Origin of the sequence: Flavobacterium sp. H4147 (assembly GCF_029360735.1) — a bacterium.
GTDB lineage: Bacteria > Bacteroidota > Bacteroidia > Flavobacteriales > Flavobacteriaceae > Flavobacterium > Flavobacterium endoglycinae.
On sequence record NZ_JARKNB010000001.1, the window covers coordinates 462,590 to 482,322 of the forward strand.

The 19,733-nt window shown below is 32.6% G+C and carries 22 protein-coding genes; 12 read left to right on the top strand and 10 right to left on the bottom strand.

Annotation, left to right across the window (positions count from 1 at the left end):
• Positions 1-11: 11 nt before the first annotated feature.
• Positions 12-887, bottom strand: a complete 876-nt coding sequence (locus P2W75_RS02040; RefSeq protein ID WP_207297822.1) for a flavin reductase family protein — start codon at positions 885-887, stop codon at positions 12-14.
• Positions 888-1,046: 159 nt separating this feature from the next.
• On the opposite strand from P2W75_RS02040, the gene P2W75_RS02045 reads away from it, so the two are divergent.
• Positions 1,047-2,201: a PAS domain-containing sensor histidine kinase gene (locus P2W75_RS02045; protein WP_276378709.1), complete on the top strand. Its 1,155-nt coding sequence runs from the start codon at positions 1,047-1,049 to the stop codon at positions 2,199-2,201.
• 67 nt (positions 2,202-2,268) lie between these two features.
• Here P2W75_RS02045 and P2W75_RS02050 read toward each other — a convergent pair whose 3' ends face one another.
• Positions 2,269-2,658, bottom strand: a complete 390-nt coding sequence (locus tag P2W75_RS02050; protein WP_276378710.1) for an HIT family protein — start codon at positions 2,656-2,658, stop codon at positions 2,269-2,271.
• Between the two features lie 67 nt (positions 2,659-2,725).
• Entirely contained in the window at positions 2,726-3,202 is a 477-nt protein-coding gene (greA, locus tag P2W75_RS02055; RefSeq protein WP_207297825.1) for a transcription elongation factor GreA, read from the bottom strand.
• A 155-nt stretch (positions 3,203-3,357) separates the two neighbouring features.
• Here greA and P2W75_RS02060 point away from each other — a divergent pair, with 155 nt between their 5' ends.
• Entirely contained in the window at positions 3,358-3,771 is a 414-nt protein-coding gene (locus P2W75_RS02060) for a hypothetical protein (RefSeq protein ID WP_276378711.1), read from the top strand.
• A gap of 37 nt (positions 3,772-3,808) precedes the next feature.
• Here P2W75_RS02060 and P2W75_RS02065 read toward each other — a convergent pair whose 3' ends face one another.
• The 5 genes from P2W75_RS02065 to P2W75_RS02085 form a co-directional block, all read right to left on the bottom strand.
• Complete coding sequence (locus tag P2W75_RS02065; protein ID WP_207297827.1) at positions 3,809-5,971, bottom strand: TonB-dependent receptor; 2,163 nt, start codon at positions 5,969-5,971, stop codon at positions 3,809-3,811.
• Between the two features lie 279 nt (positions 5,972-6,250).
• Positions 6,251-6,655, bottom strand: a complete 405-nt coding sequence (gene arfB, locus P2W75_RS02070; RefSeq protein WP_276378712.1) for an alternative ribosome rescue aminoacyl-tRNA hydrolase ArfB — start codon at positions 6,653-6,655, stop codon at positions 6,251-6,253.
• Positions 6,655-8,769: a DUF4301 family protein gene (locus P2W75_RS02075; protein WP_276378713.1), complete on the bottom strand. Its 2,115-nt coding sequence runs from the start codon at positions 8,767-8,769 to the stop codon at positions 6,655-6,657. The genes arfB and P2W75_RS02075 overlap by 1 nt, the downstream gene beginning before the upstream one ends.
• The gene (gene pnuC / locus P2W75_RS02080) at positions 8,730-9,353 is read right to left on the bottom strand and encodes a nicotinamide riboside transporter PnuC (RefSeq protein WP_276378714.1); all 624 of its coding nucleotides are present in this window, start codon (positions 9,351-9,353) and stop codon (positions 8,730-8,732) included. The genes P2W75_RS02075 and pnuC overlap by 40 nt, the downstream gene beginning before the upstream one ends.
• 14 nt (positions 9,354-9,367) lie before the next feature.
• Entirely contained in the window at positions 9,368-10,099 is a 732-nt protein-coding gene (locus P2W75_RS02085) for a geranylgeranylglyceryl/heptaprenylglyceryl phosphate synthase (RefSeq protein ID WP_276378715.1), read from the bottom strand.
• A 94-nt stretch (positions 10,100-10,193) separates the two neighbouring features.
• Here P2W75_RS02085 and P2W75_RS02090 point away from each other — a divergent pair, with 94 nt between their 5' ends.
• From P2W75_RS02090 to P2W75_RS02100, 3 genes are read left to right on the top strand one after another with little or no spacing between them, the layout of a single operon-like run.
• Complete coding sequence (locus tag P2W75_RS02090) at positions 10,194-10,790, top strand: Crp/Fnr family transcriptional regulator (protein ID WP_276378716.1); 597 nt, start codon at positions 10,194-10,196, stop codon at positions 10,788-10,790.
• A 15-nt stretch (positions 10,791-10,805) separates the two neighbouring features.
• On the top strand, positions 10,806-11,159 hold the full coding sequence (locus tag P2W75_RS02095) for a hypothetical protein (protein ID WP_239023272.1): 354 nt from the start codon (positions 10,806-10,808) through the stop codon (positions 11,157-11,159).
• Entirely contained in the window at positions 11,156-11,554 is a 399-nt protein-coding gene (locus tag P2W75_RS02100) for a group III truncated hemoglobin (RefSeq protein WP_276378717.1), read from the top strand. The genes P2W75_RS02095 and P2W75_RS02100 overlap by 4 nt, the downstream gene beginning before the upstream one ends.
• Positions 11,555-11,672: 118 nt before the next feature.
• Here the strand turns inward: P2W75_RS02100 and P2W75_RS02105 are convergent, their stop codons facing one another.
• Positions 11,673-12,323 (bottom strand): 4'-phosphopantetheinyl transferase superfamily protein, encoded by a 651-nt coding sequence (locus tag P2W75_RS02105; RefSeq protein WP_276378718.1) that lies wholly within the window; start codon positions 12,321-12,323, stop codon positions 11,673-11,675.
• Positions 12,324-12,628: 305 nt separating this feature from the next.
• On the opposite strand from P2W75_RS02105, the gene ahcY reads away from it, so the two are divergent.
• From ahcY to P2W75_RS02135, 6 genes are all read left to right on the top strand, one after another.
• On the top strand, positions 12,629-13,945 hold the full coding sequence (gene ahcY, locus P2W75_RS02110; protein ID WP_276378719.1) for an adenosylhomocysteinase: 1,317 nt from the start codon (positions 12,629-12,631) through the stop codon (positions 13,943-13,945).
• A 209-nt stretch (positions 13,946-14,154) separates the two neighbouring features.
• On the top strand, positions 14,155-15,234 hold the full coding sequence (locus P2W75_RS02115) for a WG repeat-containing protein (RefSeq protein WP_276378720.1): 1,080 nt from the start codon (positions 14,155-14,157) through the stop codon (positions 15,232-15,234).
• Between the two features lie 249 nt (positions 15,235-15,483).
• Entirely contained in the window at positions 15,484-16,326 is an 843-nt protein-coding gene (locus tag P2W75_RS02120) for a methylated-DNA--[protein]-cysteine S-methyltransferase (protein WP_276378721.1), read from the top strand.
• A gap of 161 nt (positions 16,327-16,487) precedes the next feature.
• Complete coding sequence (locus P2W75_RS02125) at positions 16,488-17,201, top strand: 2OG-Fe(II) oxygenase (RefSeq protein ID WP_276378722.1); 714 nt, start codon at positions 16,488-16,490, stop codon at positions 17,199-17,201.
• 181 nt (positions 17,202-17,382) lie between these two features.
• Positions 17,383-17,628 (top strand): Ada metal-binding domain-containing protein, encoded by a 246-nt coding sequence (locus tag P2W75_RS02130; protein ID WP_276378724.1) that lies wholly within the window; start codon positions 17,383-17,385, stop codon positions 17,626-17,628.
• A complete protein-coding gene (locus tag P2W75_RS02135) occupies positions 17,615-18,223 on the top strand; it encodes an alpha-ketoglutarate-dependent dioxygenase AlkB (RefSeq protein WP_276378725.1) in 609 nt (202 codons plus the stop codon). The genes P2W75_RS02130 and P2W75_RS02135 overlap by 14 nt, the downstream gene beginning before the upstream one ends.
• A 52-nt stretch (positions 18,224-18,275) precedes the next feature.
• Here the strand turns inward: P2W75_RS02135 and P2W75_RS02140 are convergent, their stop codons facing one another.
• The gene (locus tag P2W75_RS02140; protein WP_276378726.1) at positions 18,276-19,031 is read right to left on the bottom strand and encodes an NUDIX domain-containing protein; all 756 of its coding nucleotides are present in this window, start codon (positions 19,029-19,031) and stop codon (positions 18,276-18,278) included.
• A 301-nt stretch (positions 19,032-19,332) separates the two neighbouring features.
• On the opposite strand from P2W75_RS02140, the gene P2W75_RS02145 reads away from it, so the two are divergent.
• Positions 19,333-19,590, top strand: coding sequence for a hypothetical protein (locus tag P2W75_RS02145; RefSeq protein ID WP_207297896.1), 258 nt, complete (start codon positions 19,333-19,335; stop codon positions 19,588-19,590).
• The last annotated feature ends 143 nt before the right edge of the window (positions 19,591-19,733 follow it).

Consider the following 19,733-nt stretch of genomic DNA (forward strand, 5'->3'; position numbering starts at 1 on the left):
TTTCTATTCATTTATTTTTTAGCTAAAAGCACTTTCCACGCTGAGATAACATCTTCTTTATCGAGATATTTTTTGGCTTCTAAATGTACTTTTTTCTGATCGTCTGAGCTTAAAACTCCTTTTACAGAAAAATTTTCTTTCACAAATATAGTAACTTCTTCCGTTGTAGGCAAGGCTTCAATGTTTCCTAATTTTCCTAAGTCATTTCCGTTAAACACAGGACTTTCCTTCACAAAATTCGGAATGGCATCTACTCCAACACCTAATGTTGTAAGCGGTTTTGCTACTTCAAATAGTCCTTGATTCGATCTCGAATACCAATTTCCTCCCAATCTTGAAACCAAATCAATTTTATGCTGATCGATTGCGCCGTTCTCGTCTAAAATCGATTCGTTGATATGAATTTTTACTACTTCACACAAAATCAGGTTTCCAGCTCCTCCTTCTGTTCCTAACGGAATAATTTGTGTAATCTTGCATTCAAATTGAACTGGAGATTCTTTTACACGATATGGTTTTACCAAATCAGACGGAATTTGTGTTAATCCGGCTTTAATAAATTCATTTACGCCGTCTCCATATTCTGTACTTGCCAACGACGTTTGTTGTACCAAATCGTAGTTTACAACATTGATTACTACTTCTTTGGTCGCTTCGGCATTAATCAGAGTATGTTTAACGGTATTGTCACGAACACGTCTTGAAGGCGAAAAAACGAGAATTGGCGGATTAGCACTAAACACGTTGAAGAAACTAAATGGCGATAAATTAGGAATTCCTTTTTCGCTTATTGTACTTGCAAACGCAATTGGTCTTGGTCCTACTGCACTTTGCAGATAACCTTGCAGTTGTGCTGTAGGTATCTCTTTTGGATTGATGCTAATCATAATTTTTCTATTTAACCAAACCTCATTTTGGCAGTTACAAAAGTAGAGAAATGGTTTAATTTCCGAAAATAGTTTGAGCAGATAAAAACAAATCTTTTAAAGCCTCGCAAAATATAAAATGTGTTTATTTCGTTATATTTATACCTCAAAAATTAGTTTATGCGCTTTGCCGAAAGTAGAAATACAACCCGTTGGATAATCATATTCATTTCCTTTTTGATCATTTCTCTGATTCTCTGGAATACGTATACATTCTTCCAAATATTCAAAAATGAGGAACGATTAAAAATGAAACTGTTTGTAAATGCGCAGATTACAATTGTGAATGCCGATGAAAATACAGATGTAGAACTTCCTCTACAGATTTTCAGCAACAATACTTCCATTCCTGTTGTGTTAATATTATATGATAAAGTGGTCAGCTCTAAAAATGTACCAAATGAAATTCTAAATGATCCTAAGAAAATAAAGGGATTTTTGAATAAGCTAAAAAATGAAAATGAGCCAATAACTTTTGAATATGCTCCGGGAAAATACCAAACTTTATACTACGGAAATTCAGCTTTACTCAATAAACTAAAATACTATCCGGTTGCTTTACTGCTTATTATATTTTTATTTGGGGCTTTGATTTATAATTTCTACAAAAGCACTAAAATGGCGACGCAAAACAAATTGTGGGCTGGAATGGCGAAAGAAACGGCACATCAAATTGGAACGCCTTTATCCTCTTTAATTGGGTGGATTGAGATATTGAAAACCGAAGACATTGATCAGTCTATTACAACGGAAATAGAAAAAGATGTTGAACGTTTGCAAACTATAACCGATCGTTTTTCTAAGATTGGTTCTGTTCCAGTTTTAGAATCTCATGATATTGTTTCGGAAACTTTGAATACGTATGAATATTTGCAATCCCGTTTTTCTAAACAAGTCGAATTTACGTATCATGCACCTCAGAAACCTCTATTTGCATTCATAAATCCTACGCTTCACAGCTGGACAATCGAGAATTTAATCAAAAATGCCATTGATGCGATGAAAGGAAAAGGAACTTTGGATATTAAGATTGAACAGGATTCCCATCATATAAAAATTAACGTAAAGGATTCTGGAAGCGGTATTCCCAAAAATCAGTTCAGAACTATTTTTGAACCCGGATTTACGACTAAAAAACGCGGCTGGGGATTAGGACTTTCTTTAACAAAGAGAATCGTTGAGGAATATCACAATGGAAAAATCAAGGTTTTGCATTCTGAAATTGGAAAAGGAACTACGTTTCAAATTTTATATAAAATCAACAATCCAGTTTAAATAAAAAGCATAAAAAAACACCAATTCAAAATCTCGAACTGGTGTTTTTTTTATACTGTAAAGTCTCTTAAAGATTTGATTGAATATCTTTTGCCAATGCTTCAAATTCTTCTTTTGAAAGTGAAACTTTGTTTATAAAACGCATTTCATCCATATGATTCAACGGAATCAAATGTACATGTGCATGAGGTACTTCTAAGCCAACAACCGCAATTCCGATTCTCTTGCAAGGAACTGTTTTTTCTAAAGCTGCCGCCACTTTCTTAGAGAACTTCATTAATCCTAAATACAGCTCGTCATCCATATCAAAAATCTTATCGATTTCTTGTTTCGGAATACAAAGCGTGTGTCCTTTCGCATTTGGGTTTACATCTAAAAAAGCCAAATAGTTATCGTCTTCCGCTATTTTATATGCTGGAATTTCTCCGTTTACTATTTTCGTGAATATTGATGCCATTGTTTATTCGTTTATTTGGTTAATCGTTTAACCGATTTAACGATTCAACGGTTAAACTATAAAAAATTTATTCTCTTGTGATTTCAAGGATTTCGAATTTCAAAGTACCGTTAGGAACAGTGATTTCAGCAATTTCACCCACAGATTTCCCAAGTAAACCTTTTCCAATAGGGGAAGTAACTGATATTTTTCCAGATTTTAAATCGGCTTCACTTTCTGCAACAAGTGTATATTTCATTTCCATTCCGTTGCTTTGGTTTTTAATTTTCACATTTGAAAGCACCAAAACTTTAGAAACATCTAATTGTGATTCGTCAATTAATCTTGCGTTTGCATACACTTCTTCAAGTTTAGCAATTCTCATTTCTAATAAACCCTGCGCTTCTTTTGCAGCATCGTATTCAGCATTTTCAGATAAATCTCCTTTGTCTCTTGCGTCTGCTATATCTTGAGATGCCTTAGGACGCATTACACTTTTTAAATGCTCTAATTCATCTTTTAATTTTTTTAAACCGTCTGCGGTGTAATAAGATACTTTACTCATAACTTCATCGTTTATATAAATAGAAAAAATCCCATCGGGACGGGATTTTGTATTACAAATATACTATTATTTTTAATAGTACATAATTATATGTTAATCATATAAAAATCAAATCTAAATAAATTATTTTTGTTTCACTAATTCTTATTAAAATAATGAAAAAAATCTGGCTTTTAATCGTCTTTGTTTGTGCCCTTTCTGCTTGCAGCGAAAGTGACCGTAATAATAAAAACCCTTATATACCAAGCTATGCCGTTAATTTATCTGTAGATATGAATCTTCCTTTGTATTCTAATCTTAAGTATGCAAGTAATGGTGTTATTGTTCCAAATTATGGTGCAAAGGGAATTATTATTTTTAATACCGGAAGCGGATACAATGCCTTTGACGCTGCCTGCCCAAATCAGGAAATCAGTTCTTGCACGGCCATGACAATTGACGGTATAAATGCTGTATGTTCCTGCGACAAAACTTCTTACAGTTTATTTACCGGATTAGGAAATAAAGAATATCCTTTAAAACAATATAAAGTTCAAGTAAGCGGAACTGTAATTCACGTTTACAATTAAAACATAAAAAAAGCCTGAAATTCAGGCTTTTTTTATTTTAGAATTTCAGACTCAATCCAGCTAAGAAATTAATTCCTGCCTGCGGATAATAATAAGGATAGATATCCCACATCGCTCCGTTTGAAACATATTTTTTATCTAAAATATTATTTACCAAACCCGTAATCGTAATAGATTTAAATACTGATTTTGGTTGTATTTCGTAAGAGATATTCAAATCGTTTACAAAGTAATCAGCCAGTTTTGCCGAAGGTAATTCGATATTATTCATATACTGTTCTCCCACATATTTTTGTAATAATGAAATATACAATCTGTCAATAGGTTTGTAAACAATAATATTTCCTGCAATTACTTCTGGAGAATAGGCAATTTTAGTTGTTCCATAATATTGTCCTTCTACAGCCAGATCAACATTTTTATTACTGCTTAAAGTAAAGTTTGGTCGAAGTGTGAATTTTTCTGAAAGTAAAATAGTTGCATCAAATTCAAAACCTAAACGATAACTTTTCTCGGTATTGGCACGAATTGGGTTTCCAACATCATCTAATCTTCCTGTTAAGATTAATTGGTCTTTGTACCCCATATAATAAAGGTTAGAATTCAACTGAAATTTCTCTGAATTAAATCTCCATCCAAATTCAAAATCGTTTAATTTTTCAGGTTTTACATTTCCGCCTTCATAATCAGTTCTGTTAGGTTCGCGATTGGCACGAGCGTACGAAAAGTATAAGGTATTTTTTTGGTTGATTTCGAAATTTAATCCTGCTTTTGGATTAAAGAAATCAAAAGTATCATCTACTATACCTGTTTCATAGCTATTGGCTTTGTAATGAACTCTACGATATTGTAAATCACCATAAAAACTCAATTTTTCAGTTAATTGATAATTGGCTTTTGCAAAAATATTTCCGTCTGTTTTTGTCGAGAAATCATCATAATAATGATCTCCAAGTTCTGACTGTGATGCGTATCTGGCCCAGATTACTTTTCCGTAATGATCGCCTTCGTATTTGTTCCAGCCTCCGCCAAAAATAGCGTCTAGTTTTTCTTCTTTATATTTTACTGAAAAGGTTGTTCCGTAAAAATCATTGTCTAACCATTTCTGACGTACTAAATCTGTTGTGGTAATAGTTCCAACAGGATTTAAATTATAATCAGACATTTCAGCATCTTCTTTGTAATTTTCGTAATATCCCTGACCTTTTGTGTAATGAAAAGCAAGATTTGTACTCCATTTATCCGAAAGTGATTCGCTCCAATGCAGCTGATAATGGTTTTGTTTGTAATTATCAGTTTCATTATCATAAAAACGAACATTTCCAGCCTCATCTGTATACATTCCAGCCGAATTGAATGTTCGGTCTGAATTTAAGGTTTGAGCATCAATTCCGTTCCAAGATTGGTATGTTTTTTCGGTTCCGCCAAAAACCAAAGCTTTGATTAATGTGGTTTTCCCAACATACGTTCCTTGAAGGAAATACGATTTCAAATCAGAACTTGCACGATCAACATATCCATCAGATTTAATGGCAGACAAGCGTCCAGCAACTTCAAAATGATCATTTAATAATCCTGTACTGAATTTTACGGTGTTTTTCATCGAGTTAAAACTTCCGTAAGAACTTGAAATTTCTCCATTGGCTTTAGAAGCATAACTATCAGTCAGCATATTTAAACTGGCACCAAAAGCACCTGAACCATTTGTTGATGTTCCAACACCACGCTGCAGCTGAAGACTTTCGACAGAAGATGCAAAATCAGGCATATTTACCCAAAAAGTTCCCTGACTTTCTGCATCGTTATATGGAATCCCGTTGATGGTAACGTTTACACGGGTTGCATCGCTTCCGCGGACTCTGATTCCAGTATACCCTATTCCGCCTCCTGCATCAGATGTTGTAACCACCGAAGGAAGATAGTTCATTAAAACTGGAATATCTTGACCCAGATTTCTGTATTTAATCTCTTTTTTATCCATATTACTAAACGTAACTGGTGTTTTAGAAGTCACACGAACTGCCGAAACCAAAACCTCATCAAGAGAATTTACTTTGGTAGAGTCTTGCTGTTGTGCAAAAGAGAATAGAGGAAAGAAAATAGAAGAAAGAAATAAAACAGACGACTTTTGGATCAGCTTTGAACCTTTGCGCCTTTGCAGCTTTGTACCTTTAAAAGTACCTTTAAATAAAGTTTTCATTCGTAAAAAATTACGAATAAAAGGGGGAATTATTCTTTTGTTAAATTAATAAATGTGTTTCACGACAAAATAAAGTGTGCACGCTCGATAGTGTCGTTTTCCCTTAGCAACATTACTCGCTCAGGTTCTTTGGGTATGATCTCAGCTCGTTATTTAGAGCACCCCTTTGAGACAGTGCAAAGGTAATGTTAAAATATTTAAAACTCCAAAAAAGAAATTCCAAATTCCATTGAAATGCTTTTAAAGCTGTTTTTGGAATTTGGAACTAAGTATTGGGATCTAATCTAAATTTGGTTTCTTGCGGGATTGTTTTAAATCAGAAAGATTCTTTTTATCCTTGATTCTTTTTTTGATTACAGACTTTGGAACTTTTGTAGCTTTTCTAACCTTTGGAACATACAATCCTTTTTTAAGGATTTCAAAAAATCGTTTAGTGACAATTTCTTTATTTTTGAGCTGGCTTTGGTCTTCGTCACAATTTAAAATCAAGATGTTTTCTGAAGTTAATCTTGCCGATAAATTTTCTTTTAATAATAACTTTTCATCATCAGATAACGCTTGTGAATTTTCGAGATCAAAAGACAAAATGACTTTTGATGAAACTTTGTTCACATTCTGTCCGCCCGCACCACTGCTTCTAACGGCTTTAAAGTTTAATTCTGATATGATTTTATCGTTATCCATTATTGTGGCTGGTGTGCCGGTTTTAATAAATCATTTACCGTTTTTACAGGATTAAAAGTGATAAGCGGCACTGCAACAAAAACGGTCAGCCAATTTGCCATCGAACCATTCCATAATCCTGGAAGCTCGTAACTTCTTACTGGTTTTCCTTCAACACTTTTTTCAACAATAAATCCAGATTTATGATCTACAAATTCTTTTAAATCAAATTTCTGCCCTTTATAATTTTTAATTCCGCAGACCAAGTCTACAGGATTAAAATGTGTCGCTTCTTCGAGAATTTCAAGTTGTTTTTTATTTGATAAATCTACTTGAGACGTTTCCACAATTTGAAGTGATATTTCTCCTTTTCGATTCATTATCCAGAACGGTCCTCCACCGGGTTCGCCTTCATTTCTAACCATTCCACAAACTCTGATTGGGCGGTCTAATACTTCTTTAATTTTGTTTATTTTATTTTCAAAAGTGAATTTATGAAAGTCTTTTCCTAATTCAATATTCAGCTTTTTCGATAAAAACTCAGTAAGATCAGACAAAGAATCTTCATTTATCTGTTGGTCTTCAATAACTTTTAAATATTTAAAAACTTTTTGCTGTACTTCAATCAACACTCCGCCTAAAGCTTTTTTATATAAAGTAATTTTATCAATGTGGTTTTGGATTACATTATCGATGTTTTTAATAAAGATTATATCTGCATCCAAATTATTTAGGTTTTCAATTAAAGCTCCGTGTCCGCCCGGTCTAAAGATTAGATTTCCATTTGAACTTCTAACGATCTTATTCTTGGCATCAACATTTATCGAATCTGTACTTTTATTTTGATAAGAATACCCAATATTTATTTGTACTCCTGAAGGTTTTTCAATTTTCTCTCTTACTTCATCTACGGCTTTTTCAAATAAATTTTGATGAATTTCTGAAACGGTGAAATGAAGATTTGAAACATTTTTTGATGTTGCATAATGTACACATTCATTTAAATGCTCTTCAATTGGATTTGCAATATGATCGACATACTGATGAAATGGTAAAACTGCCTTCGGTTTATTGGCCGAATTAAAATATTCCGGCGACAATAATAATTTTATGAAATAATAGTTTTTAAAATCTCTTTCTAAGCTTTCAAAATCAGGATAAATTTCTCTTAGTTTTTTATCTACCTCATCAAAAAACGGAAATTTCTCCATTCCAATAATAAAAATAGCAAGTTCTTTATCGTTATTTCGATTGATATAGGCATTTATCGTTTCCTTTTTAATGTCGAAATCATTTAAAAAGGCTGCTAGAAATTTATACATTCGGGTTGCAGCACCTGAAGCCGGAACAAATTTTTTAATTTTTAATTCCTCTTTTTGGCTGTCAAAAAAGGCTGCTTTCTTTTCAAAATCTGATTCTGTTAAACTTAAAATACCATTATTTACAGTAGCTGGACTTATTAAGTTACTTTTAGCAATTCCTTTTTTAAAAAATTTTAATTGTTTTAAAATATCATCAGAAGAGATTCCGTGATTATAAATTTCAACAAAGTCTTTTGAGGACAATCCTTTTTCTTTCAAAACACTTAAGGCATCAATAATAGCTGTTGCTTTTGCCAAACGGCTTTCTTTATTTCCAGAAAGTGTTATAAAAGGTTTTTTAGTATTTATTAAGGTTTGTTTGAAAACAGAAAATACAGTTTCTCTTCCTTCAGCTTTATCCCTAATATCATCTTTTTCCCAAGGAACATCAATATTCGTTAAAAAAAATAAATCATAATCGTGTTCCAATGCCGCTTCATTTAAAAGCGGATCGCAAAAACCATAATATACTTCCGAAAAAACTTTGGTAACCATTAAATTGGTATCACAGAACAAATATTTTTTAGCCGAAGAAAGCTTTTCATTTTCCAATGCCACTTGTCCGTACGCAATAGGCATCATATCATCGGCATTACAAACATGCTGGTTTTCTTCCCATTTTTTTTGCAGATAATCACGTGCAAATTCAGGAACCCATTCGGTTTCATAATACTCTGCAAGCTGTTTTGCTAAAGTCGTTTTGCCTGTACTTTCAGGACCAAACAAAGCAATTTTTATGATATTTGTTTTTTGCTGTCTAAGATTTTTCTCCATTCTAAATAAGCTGAAATAGCTAAAATTGTAAAAATTAAATATTGAAGTGACAACATCCCTAAGCCGCGATGAGCATAAAGAGGCACAACAATAATATCACCAATGATCCAGAGTGTCCAGTTTTCTATTTTTTTTCTGGCCATGTACCACATCCCTGCAAAGAATATTCCTGATGAAATCATATCTACATAATTGTCTTTATGAATTTCGTAATCAAAATATTTATAAATCCCGAAAACTACAAAAACGGTTACAATAAACAGTAATAACCCTATTATTTTTTCATTAAAAGTTGTTCGGGTAATGGGAAGATTGTCTTCAACTGTTCCTCCTTTTGCCCACATATACCAGCCATATATACTCATAATTGAGAAATAAGCATTAATAATCATGTCTCCAATATATCCGGCAATATATAAAAGATATACTGAAATTACTGTTGCAATTAAACCCATTGGATATACCCATATGTTTTCTTTTTTAGCAAACCAAACGCTTAAAATACCGCATACAAAAACCAAAAATTCAAGTATAATATGCCACAATGGAGCATTTTTATAGCTTTCTAAAAAAAAATCAATCATAAGAAACTTTAGGTTTAAGATTCAAAAAAATGGCTGTCATTCTCAAAAGCAGTTCCAATTACCACTAAATCAGCACCTGCTTTATAGGCATTTTGAATTCCGTGCAAATCTACAATTCCTCCGCCAACAATAATAGGAATTGTAATGTTTTGAGCAATCAGCGAAATCATCTCTAATGGCACTGGTTTTTTAGCACCACTTCCAGCTTCTAGATATATGAGTTTACTGCCCAGCATTTCTCCTGCTTGAGCTGTTGCCAAAGCCAAAGCTAAATTTTCACGATTGAGTGGTTCAGTTTTACTAACGCGCGCTACAGCAGTTTCGTTACCGCTTTCTATTAAAATATATCCTGTAGAAATAACTTCCAGATTCGTTCTTTTCAAAATTGGAGCTGCTTGAACCTGATATTCAATTAAATAATCTGGATTACGTCCTGACAATAATGATAGGAACAAAATAGCATCTGCTTGCGGAGAAATCTGCGAAGGATCTCCAGGAAAAATAACAACCGGTAGATTTGTTTTTCCCTTTAACTGTGCAATTAAATCTTTTAAAATAGTACTCTGAACAATACTTCCTCCCACAAAAATATGAGTTGCAGGCGATTGGTTTATTTTTAGTAATAAATGATCTAAGTTTTCCCAAACTATTTTATCAGGGTCCAAAAGTATAGCTAATAATTTCTCGCCTTTACTTTTAGCGTCTAAAATTTGCTGATGGATATTGGTACGTAATTTTTGTTCCATAATGGCTGTAAAAGTAAAGTTTTTGCTGTAGAAGAACTATTTTGAATGAATTATATTTGTAAAGTCTCTATAACCAACTCGAAGAAACAAATCTATGATTGCTCCTGAATTACTAAAAAAATACGGTGCTGTAAAAAAGTCTTTCGGCAAAAACGAAATTATTTTTGAAGAAGGAAATCTGCCATCCTATTATTATCAAATCATTTCGGGCGAAATTAAAATGAGCAACTATAATGATGACGGACGAGAGTTTATTCAGGGCATATTTTATAAAGATCAATCTTTTGGTGAACCGCCATTATTTCTAAACCAAAAATACCCTGCCAATGCTATTGCGGTTGAAGACAGTGAAATCATGCTTCTTCCCAAAACTGCATTTATGAAATTACTAGAAGAGAATTCCTCTGTCAGCATTAAAATTATCGAAAATCTTGCCCAGCGTTTGTATTATAAATCGGTTATGGCAGCTGAGATTTCGACACACGAACCAGAACACCGTGTGTTAAAATTAATCGATCATGGAATTGCTTATTTCAATTTTCAAAAAGATACAAATGGATACTTGATTAATTTTACCCGTAAGCAAATTGGCGATTTAACTGGTTTACGAGTAGAAACGGTCATTAGAGCCATAAAAGCATTGGAGAAAAAAGGCGAATTGAAGATTATTAACCGAAAAGTATACAGATAAAAAAGTTCTTGTTTTATGATTTTAATCATAAAATGGAGCGGAAATGTGGACGTACCTTTGTCATATAAAAATCTGAATATCATGACACTATACCACACAACATTCGACATTTTCAACAAAAATTATATGGGTTCTGCTGCAATGGCAGTAATTGGACAAAGCTGTTTAGGAGGCGCTGCAGCAATGTACGTTTTAGCAAATGGAACTTCAATCCCGCAAATGATTCAGCTGGCTATTATCGTTTTGGCCTGTATCTTTGTAAACACTTCAATTTTGGCTCAAATGAAACATAAAGTAGTTTTTAATCTTTTAATTCTGAGCTCAGTATTAAGTGTATTATTTATTCTTTTAAACACAATTTTTCTGTGAAAAAACAAATAGAAAATAGAGCCGATATTACTTTTCTAGTAAATACATTTTACGACAAAATAAGAGCCGATCAAGAAATCGGCTTTTATTTTAATGAAATAATTACCGATTGGGATTTACACCTAGAAAAACTAACAGATTTTTGGGAAACCAATTTATTTGGTGTTCGTAAATACAAAGGGAATCCACATGCTGTTCACAATGAAGTTGATGCTCATTTTGATGAAAAAATCACGGCAAACGAATTCGGAATCTGGCTTAATCATTGGGCTCAGACACTAGACGAACATTTTGAAGGCGAAAATGTAGAAACTTTAAAAAGGCGCGCTAGAAAAATGAGTACTTTTTTATATATGAGTATGTTTCAGCATCGTCAAAAAGAAAGTGAAGTTTAAATGTCATTTCGAGAAACGAAGCAAACATCCAACTAACTTATCTAACAAATGGCGGAATTTCTTGTGCGATTTCTCCTTGCGGCGGAATGACAACATTCCTAAAATTGGAATTTGGAATTTATTTTTCAAAAGCATAAACCAAAGTAAACTTACCATCAAAATTATCAGATTTGATTTCTTGGTAATGCACATCAAAATCCTTAATCAAATCATCAAAATGAAGACTTGCGTGCGTTTGGGTTTCTTCTAAAGAAAAATTATCTACGTTGATATGGTCTTTAAAACTGATTCCTTTTTCATTTCTGATTTTAAAGATCGCTTCTTTTGCTCCCCAGATTACGGTAAGTTTTTTTATGTATTCTTCGGTAGATGATGGATTTAAATAATCACATTCAAAATCTGTAAATTTATCTGCGATTCTCTGAATTTTTTCGCGTTGTAATTCCATATCAATTCCAACGGTTTCATGACTTATAATTATGGCCGCAAAATGATAGGAATGCGTAATTGAAATATAATTATGACAATCGAAATATGGTTTCCCAAATTCGTCATAATGCAGATCTTTATCTGTAAAGCCCATTTCCTGAATCAGCATACGAACACTCAAAAAAGCACGTTGATGCATTTGAGATTTCATTCCGTCTAATCTTTTCTGTGTTTTTTCTTTTAAAGTTACACGACTATACAGTTCATCAAAAGATTCTGTTATTTCCCAAATTAAAATTTTAGTTGTTTCGTTAAACTGTATGGTCTGAAATAGAGGCATTTCTTTTTAATTCTAAATGATGAATGGTTAATTGTAATTTTTTTTAACCATATAAGTGATATAAGAAAATATAACTTTGGGGTTAAAATATCTCTTAAGTAAATTTAAGCAATTCTCTGTAAAGGTTTATAGTTAAGATCTTTTTTAATGAACTTATATCTCTTATATGGTTCAAAACGATTTTTAAACTAACATTCTAAAGATTAAGAAATTAAAGATTTCACAAATCTTACAGAAAATAGTAAAATTCAAAAGCTATTCCTTAAATTTGCAAAAAATTTTACAATTATACAAATATAATATAAATGAGTACTACAACTACGCCTTATGTGGCTTTCAAAGTAAAAGACATTTCTCTAGCGGCTTGGGGAAGAAAAGAAATTGAACTAGCTGAAGCTGAAATGCCAGGTTTAATGGCACTTCGCGCTGAATACAAAGACGAACAACCTCTTAAAGGTGCGCGTATCGCTGGATGTTTACACATGACGATTCAAACTGCTGTTTTAATCGAAACTTTAATTGCTCTTGGTGCAGAAGTTACTTGGTCTTCTTGCAATATTTTCTCTACACAGGATCAAGCTGCTGCTGCTATTGCCGCTGCTGGAATCTCAGTTTATGCTTGGAAAGGTTTAAATGAAGAAGAATTTGACTGGTGTATTGAGCAGACTTTATTCTTTGGCGAAGACAGAAAACCATTAAATATGATCTTAGATGACGGTGGAGATTTAACTAACATGGTTATCGATCGTTACCCAGAGTTAGTTCCTGGAATTAAAGGTCTTTCTGAAGAAACTACAACTGGTGTTCACAGACTTTACGAAAGAGTAAAAGCTGGAACTCTTCCAATGCCTGCAATCAACATTAACGATTCTGTTACTAAATCTAAATTTGATAACAAATACGGATGTAAAGAATCTGCTGTAGATGCTATTCGTCGTGCAACTGACTTAATGTTAGCAGGAAAAAGAGTGGTTGTTTGTGGATACGGTGACGTTGGAAAAGGAACTGCGGCTTCTTTTAGAGGTGCTGGTTCTATTGTAACGGTTACTGAAATCGATCCAATTTGTGCTTTACAAGCTGCAATGGACGGTTACGAAGTTAAAAAATTAGATACTGTAATTGCTAATGCTGATATCATCATTACAACTACAGGAAATAAAGATATCGTTGTGGGAAGCCACTTCGAAAAAATGAAAGATAAAACTGTTGTTTGTAACATCGGACACTTTGATAACGAAATTGACATGGCTTGGTTAAACAAAAACCACGGTGCTTCTAAAATCGAAATCAAACCTCAGGTTGACAAATATACTATCGCTGGAAAAGATATCATCATTTTGGCTGAAGGTCGTTTAGTTAACCTTGGTTGTGCTACAGGTCACCCAAGTTTCGTAATGAGTAACTCATTTACAAACCAGACTTTAGCTCAAATCGAATTATGGAACAACAGCGCAGCTTACAAAAACGAAGTTTACATGTTACCAAAACATTTAGATGAAAAAGTAGCTGCTTTACACTTAGCTAAATTAGGTGTTGAGCTTGAGGTTCTTAGAGAAGATCAAGCAGCTTACATTGGTGTTGAAGTTCTAGGTCCATTCAAACCAGAGTACTACAGATACTAATCTATTTTGGATTTAAGATTATAGATTTCTGATTTTCAGAAATACATCTCAAACCCGACAGGTTTTTAAAACTTGTCGGGTTTTCTTTTTGATGTAATTTGCCAAAAAAAATAATTTAACAAGACATTTACAACATTTTTTAGTCTATAACTTTAAATTTGAAATTCTAAAATAACACAGAAAAATTTATTTCTGATAAATACATCTTTATGAAAAAGGTTTTCATCCTGTTTACATTTTTTCTCTTTAACAGTTTAGCTTTTGCACAAAGCAGTGACATTTGGACAGCATTTCCGAACAGAGACACTACATTAGTCGGGTTTAAAGATCAAAACGGAGTAATCAAAATAGAACCAAAATTTACAGGTTTTACAACTGCTCGTAAATTTGAAAATATAATAGCTGTTTCTGAAGATGAAAACGGAAAATGGAAAAGCTACTATCTAACCAAACAAGGAAAAATAGTGGGACGCGACAGCTTATATGTTTTTGATAATAGTCCAGATTGCGAAAACGAAGGCTTCATACGATTTACAGATCGTAAAAGCGATAAAATGGGCATGTTTAATAGTGATGGAAAAATTGTAATTCCAGCACAATACAGTTCTTTAACCAAAGCTAGAAATGGGATGGTTGTTGTTTTAAAAGATGCTGTTAAAGAACAAGACGGTGAACATTTTTTCTGGAAAGGCGGAAAAGAATTTTTAATCGATACCAACAACAAAGTCCTCATTGAAAATTTCTCATTTACTGACAATTTGAATTTTTATTCTTTAGAAAAATCAAAAGAACCCAGTAAAGACGAAACAAGAGATAGTTTTCTGGGGGTTGATGGTTTATATTATTCCTTTATTAATTATGAGAAAGAATTTAAATATTGGCTGAAAAACACTTTGCTTTCTGATTTATCGAAAGCCAATTTAGAAAAACATTCTTTTGATAAAATCACCTATTGGAAAGAACCAAATGGATGGATAAGTGAGTCCAAAACGAAATTCATCAATCAAAATTATCCCTATTTAAAGTTAAAACTTCAGGAACTTAAAAATCCAAAAACAGATTATTTTATTTCTTCTGATGGATTGAATCCCTTTATTTTCGAATCGAGTCAATATAGCGTTTATTTCAATAACTGTAATGAATCAAAAGATTGGCTTTACCCAATTAAAAGCATCATCATAAATCCAAAAAACAAAGCTGATTTTAAACAAGATCATTTTGAATTTTTAAGAACCGAAAACGGTTATAAATTGATCGGTATTTCTGCCGCAAAAGATATTTTTAAATAATTTATTTCTGCTTTAAAGCTACCTTTGTAATTAAAGTAAACTATGAAGAATTTTCTAATAATCTCACAAAGTCGCTAAGACACAAAGTTTTATTTTTACTAATCGTTACTGTCTTTCAAATTCGCTTAGAGTGAGAATACCGAAAAAACTTTGTGCCTTCGCGCCTTTGTGGCAGAGAAAAACAAAGCAAGTTTCGGATTTTATACCTTTAAAAACCAATCGATATTTGTATTATAAAATTGAATGAAGATGAACACACAAGAAACCATCAATTATAATCGTATCGCCGAAGCTATAGATTATATCAAAGCTAATTTTAAAGATCAGCCCAATTTAGATCAAGTCGCGGAAAAAGTACATTTAAGTCCATTTCACTTTCAGCGGCTTTTTAGTGAATGGGCAGGCACGAGTCCGAAAAAGTTTTTACAATATACAAGCATCGAACACGCCAAAAAGTTACTGAAAGAAAATCAGGCTACTATTTCTGAAACTGCTTTTGAAACTGGACTTTCAGGAACAAGCCGTTTACATGATTTATTTGTAAATATCGAAGGAATGACTCCGGCAGAATATAAAAACGGAGGAAAAAATCTGGAAATCAATTACAGTTTTGCCGAAAGTCCATTTGGAAATATTATTGTCGCATCGACCCAAAAAGGTGTTTGTTTTATGGCTTTTGCCGAAGATGAAACAACTGGATTTATTGTTTTAAGAGATAAATTTCCAAATGCTCAATTTTCTAAAAAACTGGATTTATCGCAACAAAATGCCTTGTTCATTTTTCAAAATGATTGGAGTAAATTATCTGAAATTAAACTGCATTTAAAAGGAACTGATTTTCAATTGAAAGTTTGGGAAGCCTTGCTTAAAATTCCAATGGGACAACTTTCTACGTATGGTTCTATTGCGAATCAAATTCAAAAACCAAATGCATCCCGCGCCGTTGGGACAGCAATTGGAAGTAATCCTGTTGCGTTTTTAATTCCGTGTCACCGCGTTATTCAATCTTCTGGAACATTTGGCGGTTACATGTGGGGAAATACCAGAAAAACAGCTATTATCGGCTGGGAAGGCGCGCAAATAAATCCTTAAGTTTTTCCGCCACGACTCGAGCGATAGCGAACAGGCGAAGCAATTCACGAATTATTTTTTTAATCTATGCGATTATATATTCGAATTATTCGAATAATATTTTGATAAAGTGTTTAAAAAGAAAATTCGTGAATTCGTGGCGAAAAAAAAATCTAAATCTTATGCAAAATATACAATCAAAAATTGCTTCTCAAAACTGGGAAAGCATCACCGAATCTATGCACCAAAATGGTTTTGCTATTATTCCAAATATCCTCAATAACGAACAATGTGAAGACCTGAAATTCGATTATGACAATCCGAATTTATATCGAAAAACGGTTGTTATGGAACGTCATCGTTTTGGATTGGGTGAATACCGATATTTCAATTATCCGTTGCCAGATTTAATTCAGAATCTTCGTTCTTCGATTTATCCAAAACTGGCTCCAATTGCCAATACATGGATGAAAGCTTTGAATATCAATACTGTTTTCCCAAAAACACATGCTGAATTATTACAGCAATGTCATGACAACAATCAGCTCAAAGCAACTGTTTTAATTTTAAAATATGGCAAAGGCGGATTCAACACATTGCATCAGGATTTATATGGAGATGTTTATTTTCCAATTCAAATTGTACTTTTTCTAAATGAACCTGATGAAGATTTTACTGGAGGAGAATTTGTTTTAACGCAACAAACTCCAAGAGCACAATCAAAAGCCATTGTTTTAAAACCTAAAAAGGGAGACATTTTGGTTTTCACAACCAATTTCAGACCAGTAAAAGGCACAAAAGGATATTATCGCGTGAATATGAAACATGGTGTAAGCGAAATTCATTCTGGAGAACGACATACGTTGGGAATTATTTTCCATGATGCTCTTTCGTGAATATTTTTTTTTTGCCACGAATTCACGAATTATTCTTTTACATACTCAATCTTATATTATTCGAATTAATTCGAATAAATAATCGCAAAGATTTTAAAATAATAATTTGTGAATTCGTGGCGAAAAAACAAAACGTTAGACGCACTGCAGTGCGTCTCTACATTACAAAACGTACACTTTTATGATTAATCATCAAAAAATAACCGATTCTGAATTGTTTCGTAAAATTAAAAAAGGCGAAATTTGTTTCGGTGGCAACCAGAAATTAAAAATCTACGGAACATTGAAATGTTCTTCGGGGAAAAGGATGAAACGTGAAAATCGGGTTTTCTTTTTATCTGAAAATGAAGCAAGAAAAAATGGCTTCAGACCTTGCGGACATTGTATGAAATTGGAATATCAAAAATGGAAAAATGGACTTATTTAATCCTCAAATAAACGAAACAACTAATCTGCTTCCAAAAGATGGAACGGTGAATTATTACGGGAAATTATTCTCTAGAGATAAGGCCGATTTCTACCGCGATATTTTGCTAAATACAATCGAATGGAAAAATGACGAAGCAATCATTTTTGGAAAATTAATTTTAACCAAGCGAAAAGTAGCTTGGTACGGCGATCAAGAATTTGAATATACGTATTCGAATACCACCAAAAAAGCATTGCCTTGGACTCCAGAACTTTTAGAATTAAAGAAAATCATTGAAGAAAAAACAGGTGAAACTTTTAATTCTTGTCTGCTAAATTTATATCATTCAGGAGAAGAAGGAATGGCGTGGCACAGCGATGCTGAAAAAGATTTAAAGAAAAATGGTGCAATTGGATCGGTCAGTTTTGGTGCCGAACGTAAATTTGCTTTTAAACATAAAGAAACTAAAGAAACAGTTTATATGATTTTGGAACATGGCAGTTTATTGGTTATGAAAGATCAAACACAAACGCATTGGCTGCATCGTCTTCCGCCAACAAAATCAACTCAAAAACCAAGAGTAAATTTGACTTTTAGAACTATTGTGAGGTAATTATTCCGCAGCTCGGTATTTTTAAAGCTTGCTGATTTGTTCTAAATAAATTTTACCAACCTTGATTTAATCCATTTTTAAGAACTTCATCGTACTTTTCTTTATCAAAAGAATATAAATTTGGTGCTTTGTGTGCCACATTGTTTTTCTTTTCTTCCAGTTTAGTCAAAATACCTATATTGGTTATTTTTCTCAAGAAGTTTCTTCGGTCAAGCTTTTTGTCCAAAATTGTTTCATATAGTTTTTGAAGTTCTGGAATTGTGAATTTCTCCGGAAGCAAATTATATCCAACTGGCATTAAATTCAATTCAATTCTTAACGTATCAAGAGCCTTATCGAGAATTTCTTTGTGGTCTAAAATCAGCTCAGGAACTTCTTTATGGTCAATCCATTCAATTTTTTCATGAACGCTGGCTTTTGTTGGAATGATTTTTAAAAAATCAACTAAAGCATAATATCCTATGGTAACAAAACGCTGAGTGAGCCATTTTCCTTCTTCGGGTTTTATATCCAGATATTTTAAGACTTCATTCCCAAAATGATTATCGTTGCGTTTAATTTTTCCAAACGTCGCAAATTGTCTTAAAAAGACACCTTCAACTCCGGTTCTTTCATTTAAAACGGTTACTGCTGCAGTATCTATATCCTGATTAATAGGAACAAATCCTCCTGGCAGTGACCAGCTTTCATTATGCGGTACTTTAATTAACAATACCTTCAGCTGATTATTATGAAACCCAAAAATCACGCAGTCTATTGAAAGACCCGGCTGGTATTTATCGTTGTTTTCTATAATATATTTCAGCATTAGATTTAAATGAATGGTTATTACTAATAGTTTACAAATTTACTTCATTTTTAAAAAAAGAAGACTCATCTTAAATTTAGTTCTTTAAACTTCATAATAAGTAAAAAAAAGAAAAGTGTATAAATCACAATTTTAGTTAAAATTACAAATTGAATTAAAAAAATAAGTACATTGCGTCATAATAACACATTTGAATTTCAAATTGTTAAATTTAAAATAAAAAGAAGGAAAAAGATTACTTTTTAATTTATTTTTGTAATGTTTATTTTAAGTCGAAGAATTAGTTAATGCAAGGGAAATTATGATTACCAATCCGTTAAAAAATATCAATCAAAAAATTAGAACCAAAATCTGGACTTCATTCGGGTTTGTATCTAAAACTTATCTTTTAGAAGCTTCTTTGAAATATAGCGAGGAGCAGGAAAGAATTTTCAATGAAATGATTGTTGAAACCGAAATAAAAGATAAAAAAGCAAAACGCGAAGCGTTTGACAAAGCTTTATATGCTTCTTACAAAGGAATTGGAGCAATGGATTTCATTAACACTGTCCTGAAATAATTGTAATAATTATTTTGGTTTTTATACGCAGCCTCACTTTATAGTGAGGTTTTTTTATAGCTTTTTTTAAAGAAATAATTGCGTAAAATCTGTCATAATTATATATTTTTGTTTTTTAACAAAGTAAGAATATACACCATTAA

Excerpts from the sequence above, each read along its gene's own strand:
- P2W75_RS02040 (WP_207297822.1), bottom strand. The coding sequence starts at position 887 with ATGATTAGCATCAATCCAAAAGAGATACCTACAGCACAACTGCAAGGT.
- P2W75_RS02045 (WP_276378709.1), top strand. The coding sequence starts at position 1,047 with ATGCGCTTTGCCGAAAGTAGAAATACAACCCGTTGGATAATCATATTC.
- P2W75_RS02050 (WP_276378710.1), bottom strand. The coding sequence starts at position 2,658 with ATGGCATCAATATTCACGAAAATAGTAAACGGAGAAATTCCAGCATAT.
- greA (WP_207297825.1), bottom strand. The coding sequence starts at position 3,202 with ATGAGTAAAGTATCTTATTACACCGCAGACGGTTTAAAAAAATTAAAA.
- P2W75_RS02060 (WP_276378711.1), top strand. The coding sequence starts at position 3,358 with ATGAAAAAAATCTGGCTTTTAATCGTCTTTGTTTGTGCCCTTTCTGCT.
- P2W75_RS02065 (WP_207297827.1), bottom strand. The coding sequence starts at position 5,971 with ATGAAAACTTTATTTAAAGGTACTTTTAAAGGTACAAAGCTGCAAAGG.
- arfB (WP_276378712.1), bottom strand. The coding sequence starts at position 6,655 with ATGGATAACGATAAAATCATATCAGAATTAAACTTTAAAGCCGTTAGA.
- P2W75_RS02075 (WP_276378713.1), bottom strand. The coding sequence starts at position 8,769 with ATGGAGAAAAATCTTAGACAGCAAAAAACAAATATCATAAAAATTGCT.
- pnuC (WP_276378714.1), bottom strand. The coding sequence starts at position 9,353 with ATGATTGATTTTTTTTTAGAAAGCTATAAAAATGCTCCATTGTGGCAT.
- P2W75_RS02085 (WP_276378715.1), bottom strand. The coding sequence starts at position 10,099 with ATGGAACAAAAATTACGTACCAATATCCATCAGCAAATTTTAGACGCT.
- P2W75_RS02090 (WP_276378716.1), top strand. The coding sequence starts at position 10,194 with ATGATTGCTCCTGAATTACTAAAAAAATACGGTGCTGTAAAAAAGTCT.
- P2W75_RS02095 (WP_239023272.1), top strand. The coding sequence starts at position 10,806 with ATGATTTTAATCATAAAATGGAGCGGAAATGTGGACGTACCTTTGTCA.
- P2W75_RS02105 (WP_276378718.1), bottom strand. The coding sequence starts at position 12,323 with ATGCCTCTATTTCAGACCATACAGTTTAACGAAACAACTAAAATTTTA.
- ahcY (WP_276378719.1), top strand. The coding sequence starts at position 12,629 with ATGAGTACTACAACTACGCCTTATGTGGCTTTCAAAGTAAAAGACATT.
- P2W75_RS02115 (WP_276378720.1), top strand. The coding sequence starts at position 14,155 with ATGAAAAAGGTTTTCATCCTGTTTACATTTTTTCTCTTTAACAGTTTA.
- P2W75_RS02120 (WP_276378721.1), top strand. The coding sequence starts at position 15,484 with ATGAACACACAAGAAACCATCAATTATAATCGTATCGCCGAAGCTATA.
- P2W75_RS02125 (WP_276378722.1), top strand. The coding sequence starts at position 16,488 with ATGCAAAATATACAATCAAAAATTGCTTCTCAAAACTGGGAAAGCATC.
- P2W75_RS02130 (WP_276378724.1), top strand. The coding sequence starts at position 17,383 with ATGATTAATCATCAAAAAATAACCGATTCTGAATTGTTTCGTAAAATT.
- P2W75_RS02135 (WP_276378725.1), top strand. The coding sequence starts at position 17,615 with ATGGACTTATTTAATCCTCAAATAAACGAAACAACTAATCTGCTTCCA.
- P2W75_RS02140 (WP_276378726.1), bottom strand. The coding sequence starts at position 19,031 with ATGCTGAAATATATTATAGAAAACAACGATAAATACCAGCCGGGTCTT.
- P2W75_RS02145 (WP_207297896.1), top strand. The coding sequence starts at position 19,333 with ATGATTACCAATCCGTTAAAAAATATCAATCAAAAAATTAGAACCAAA.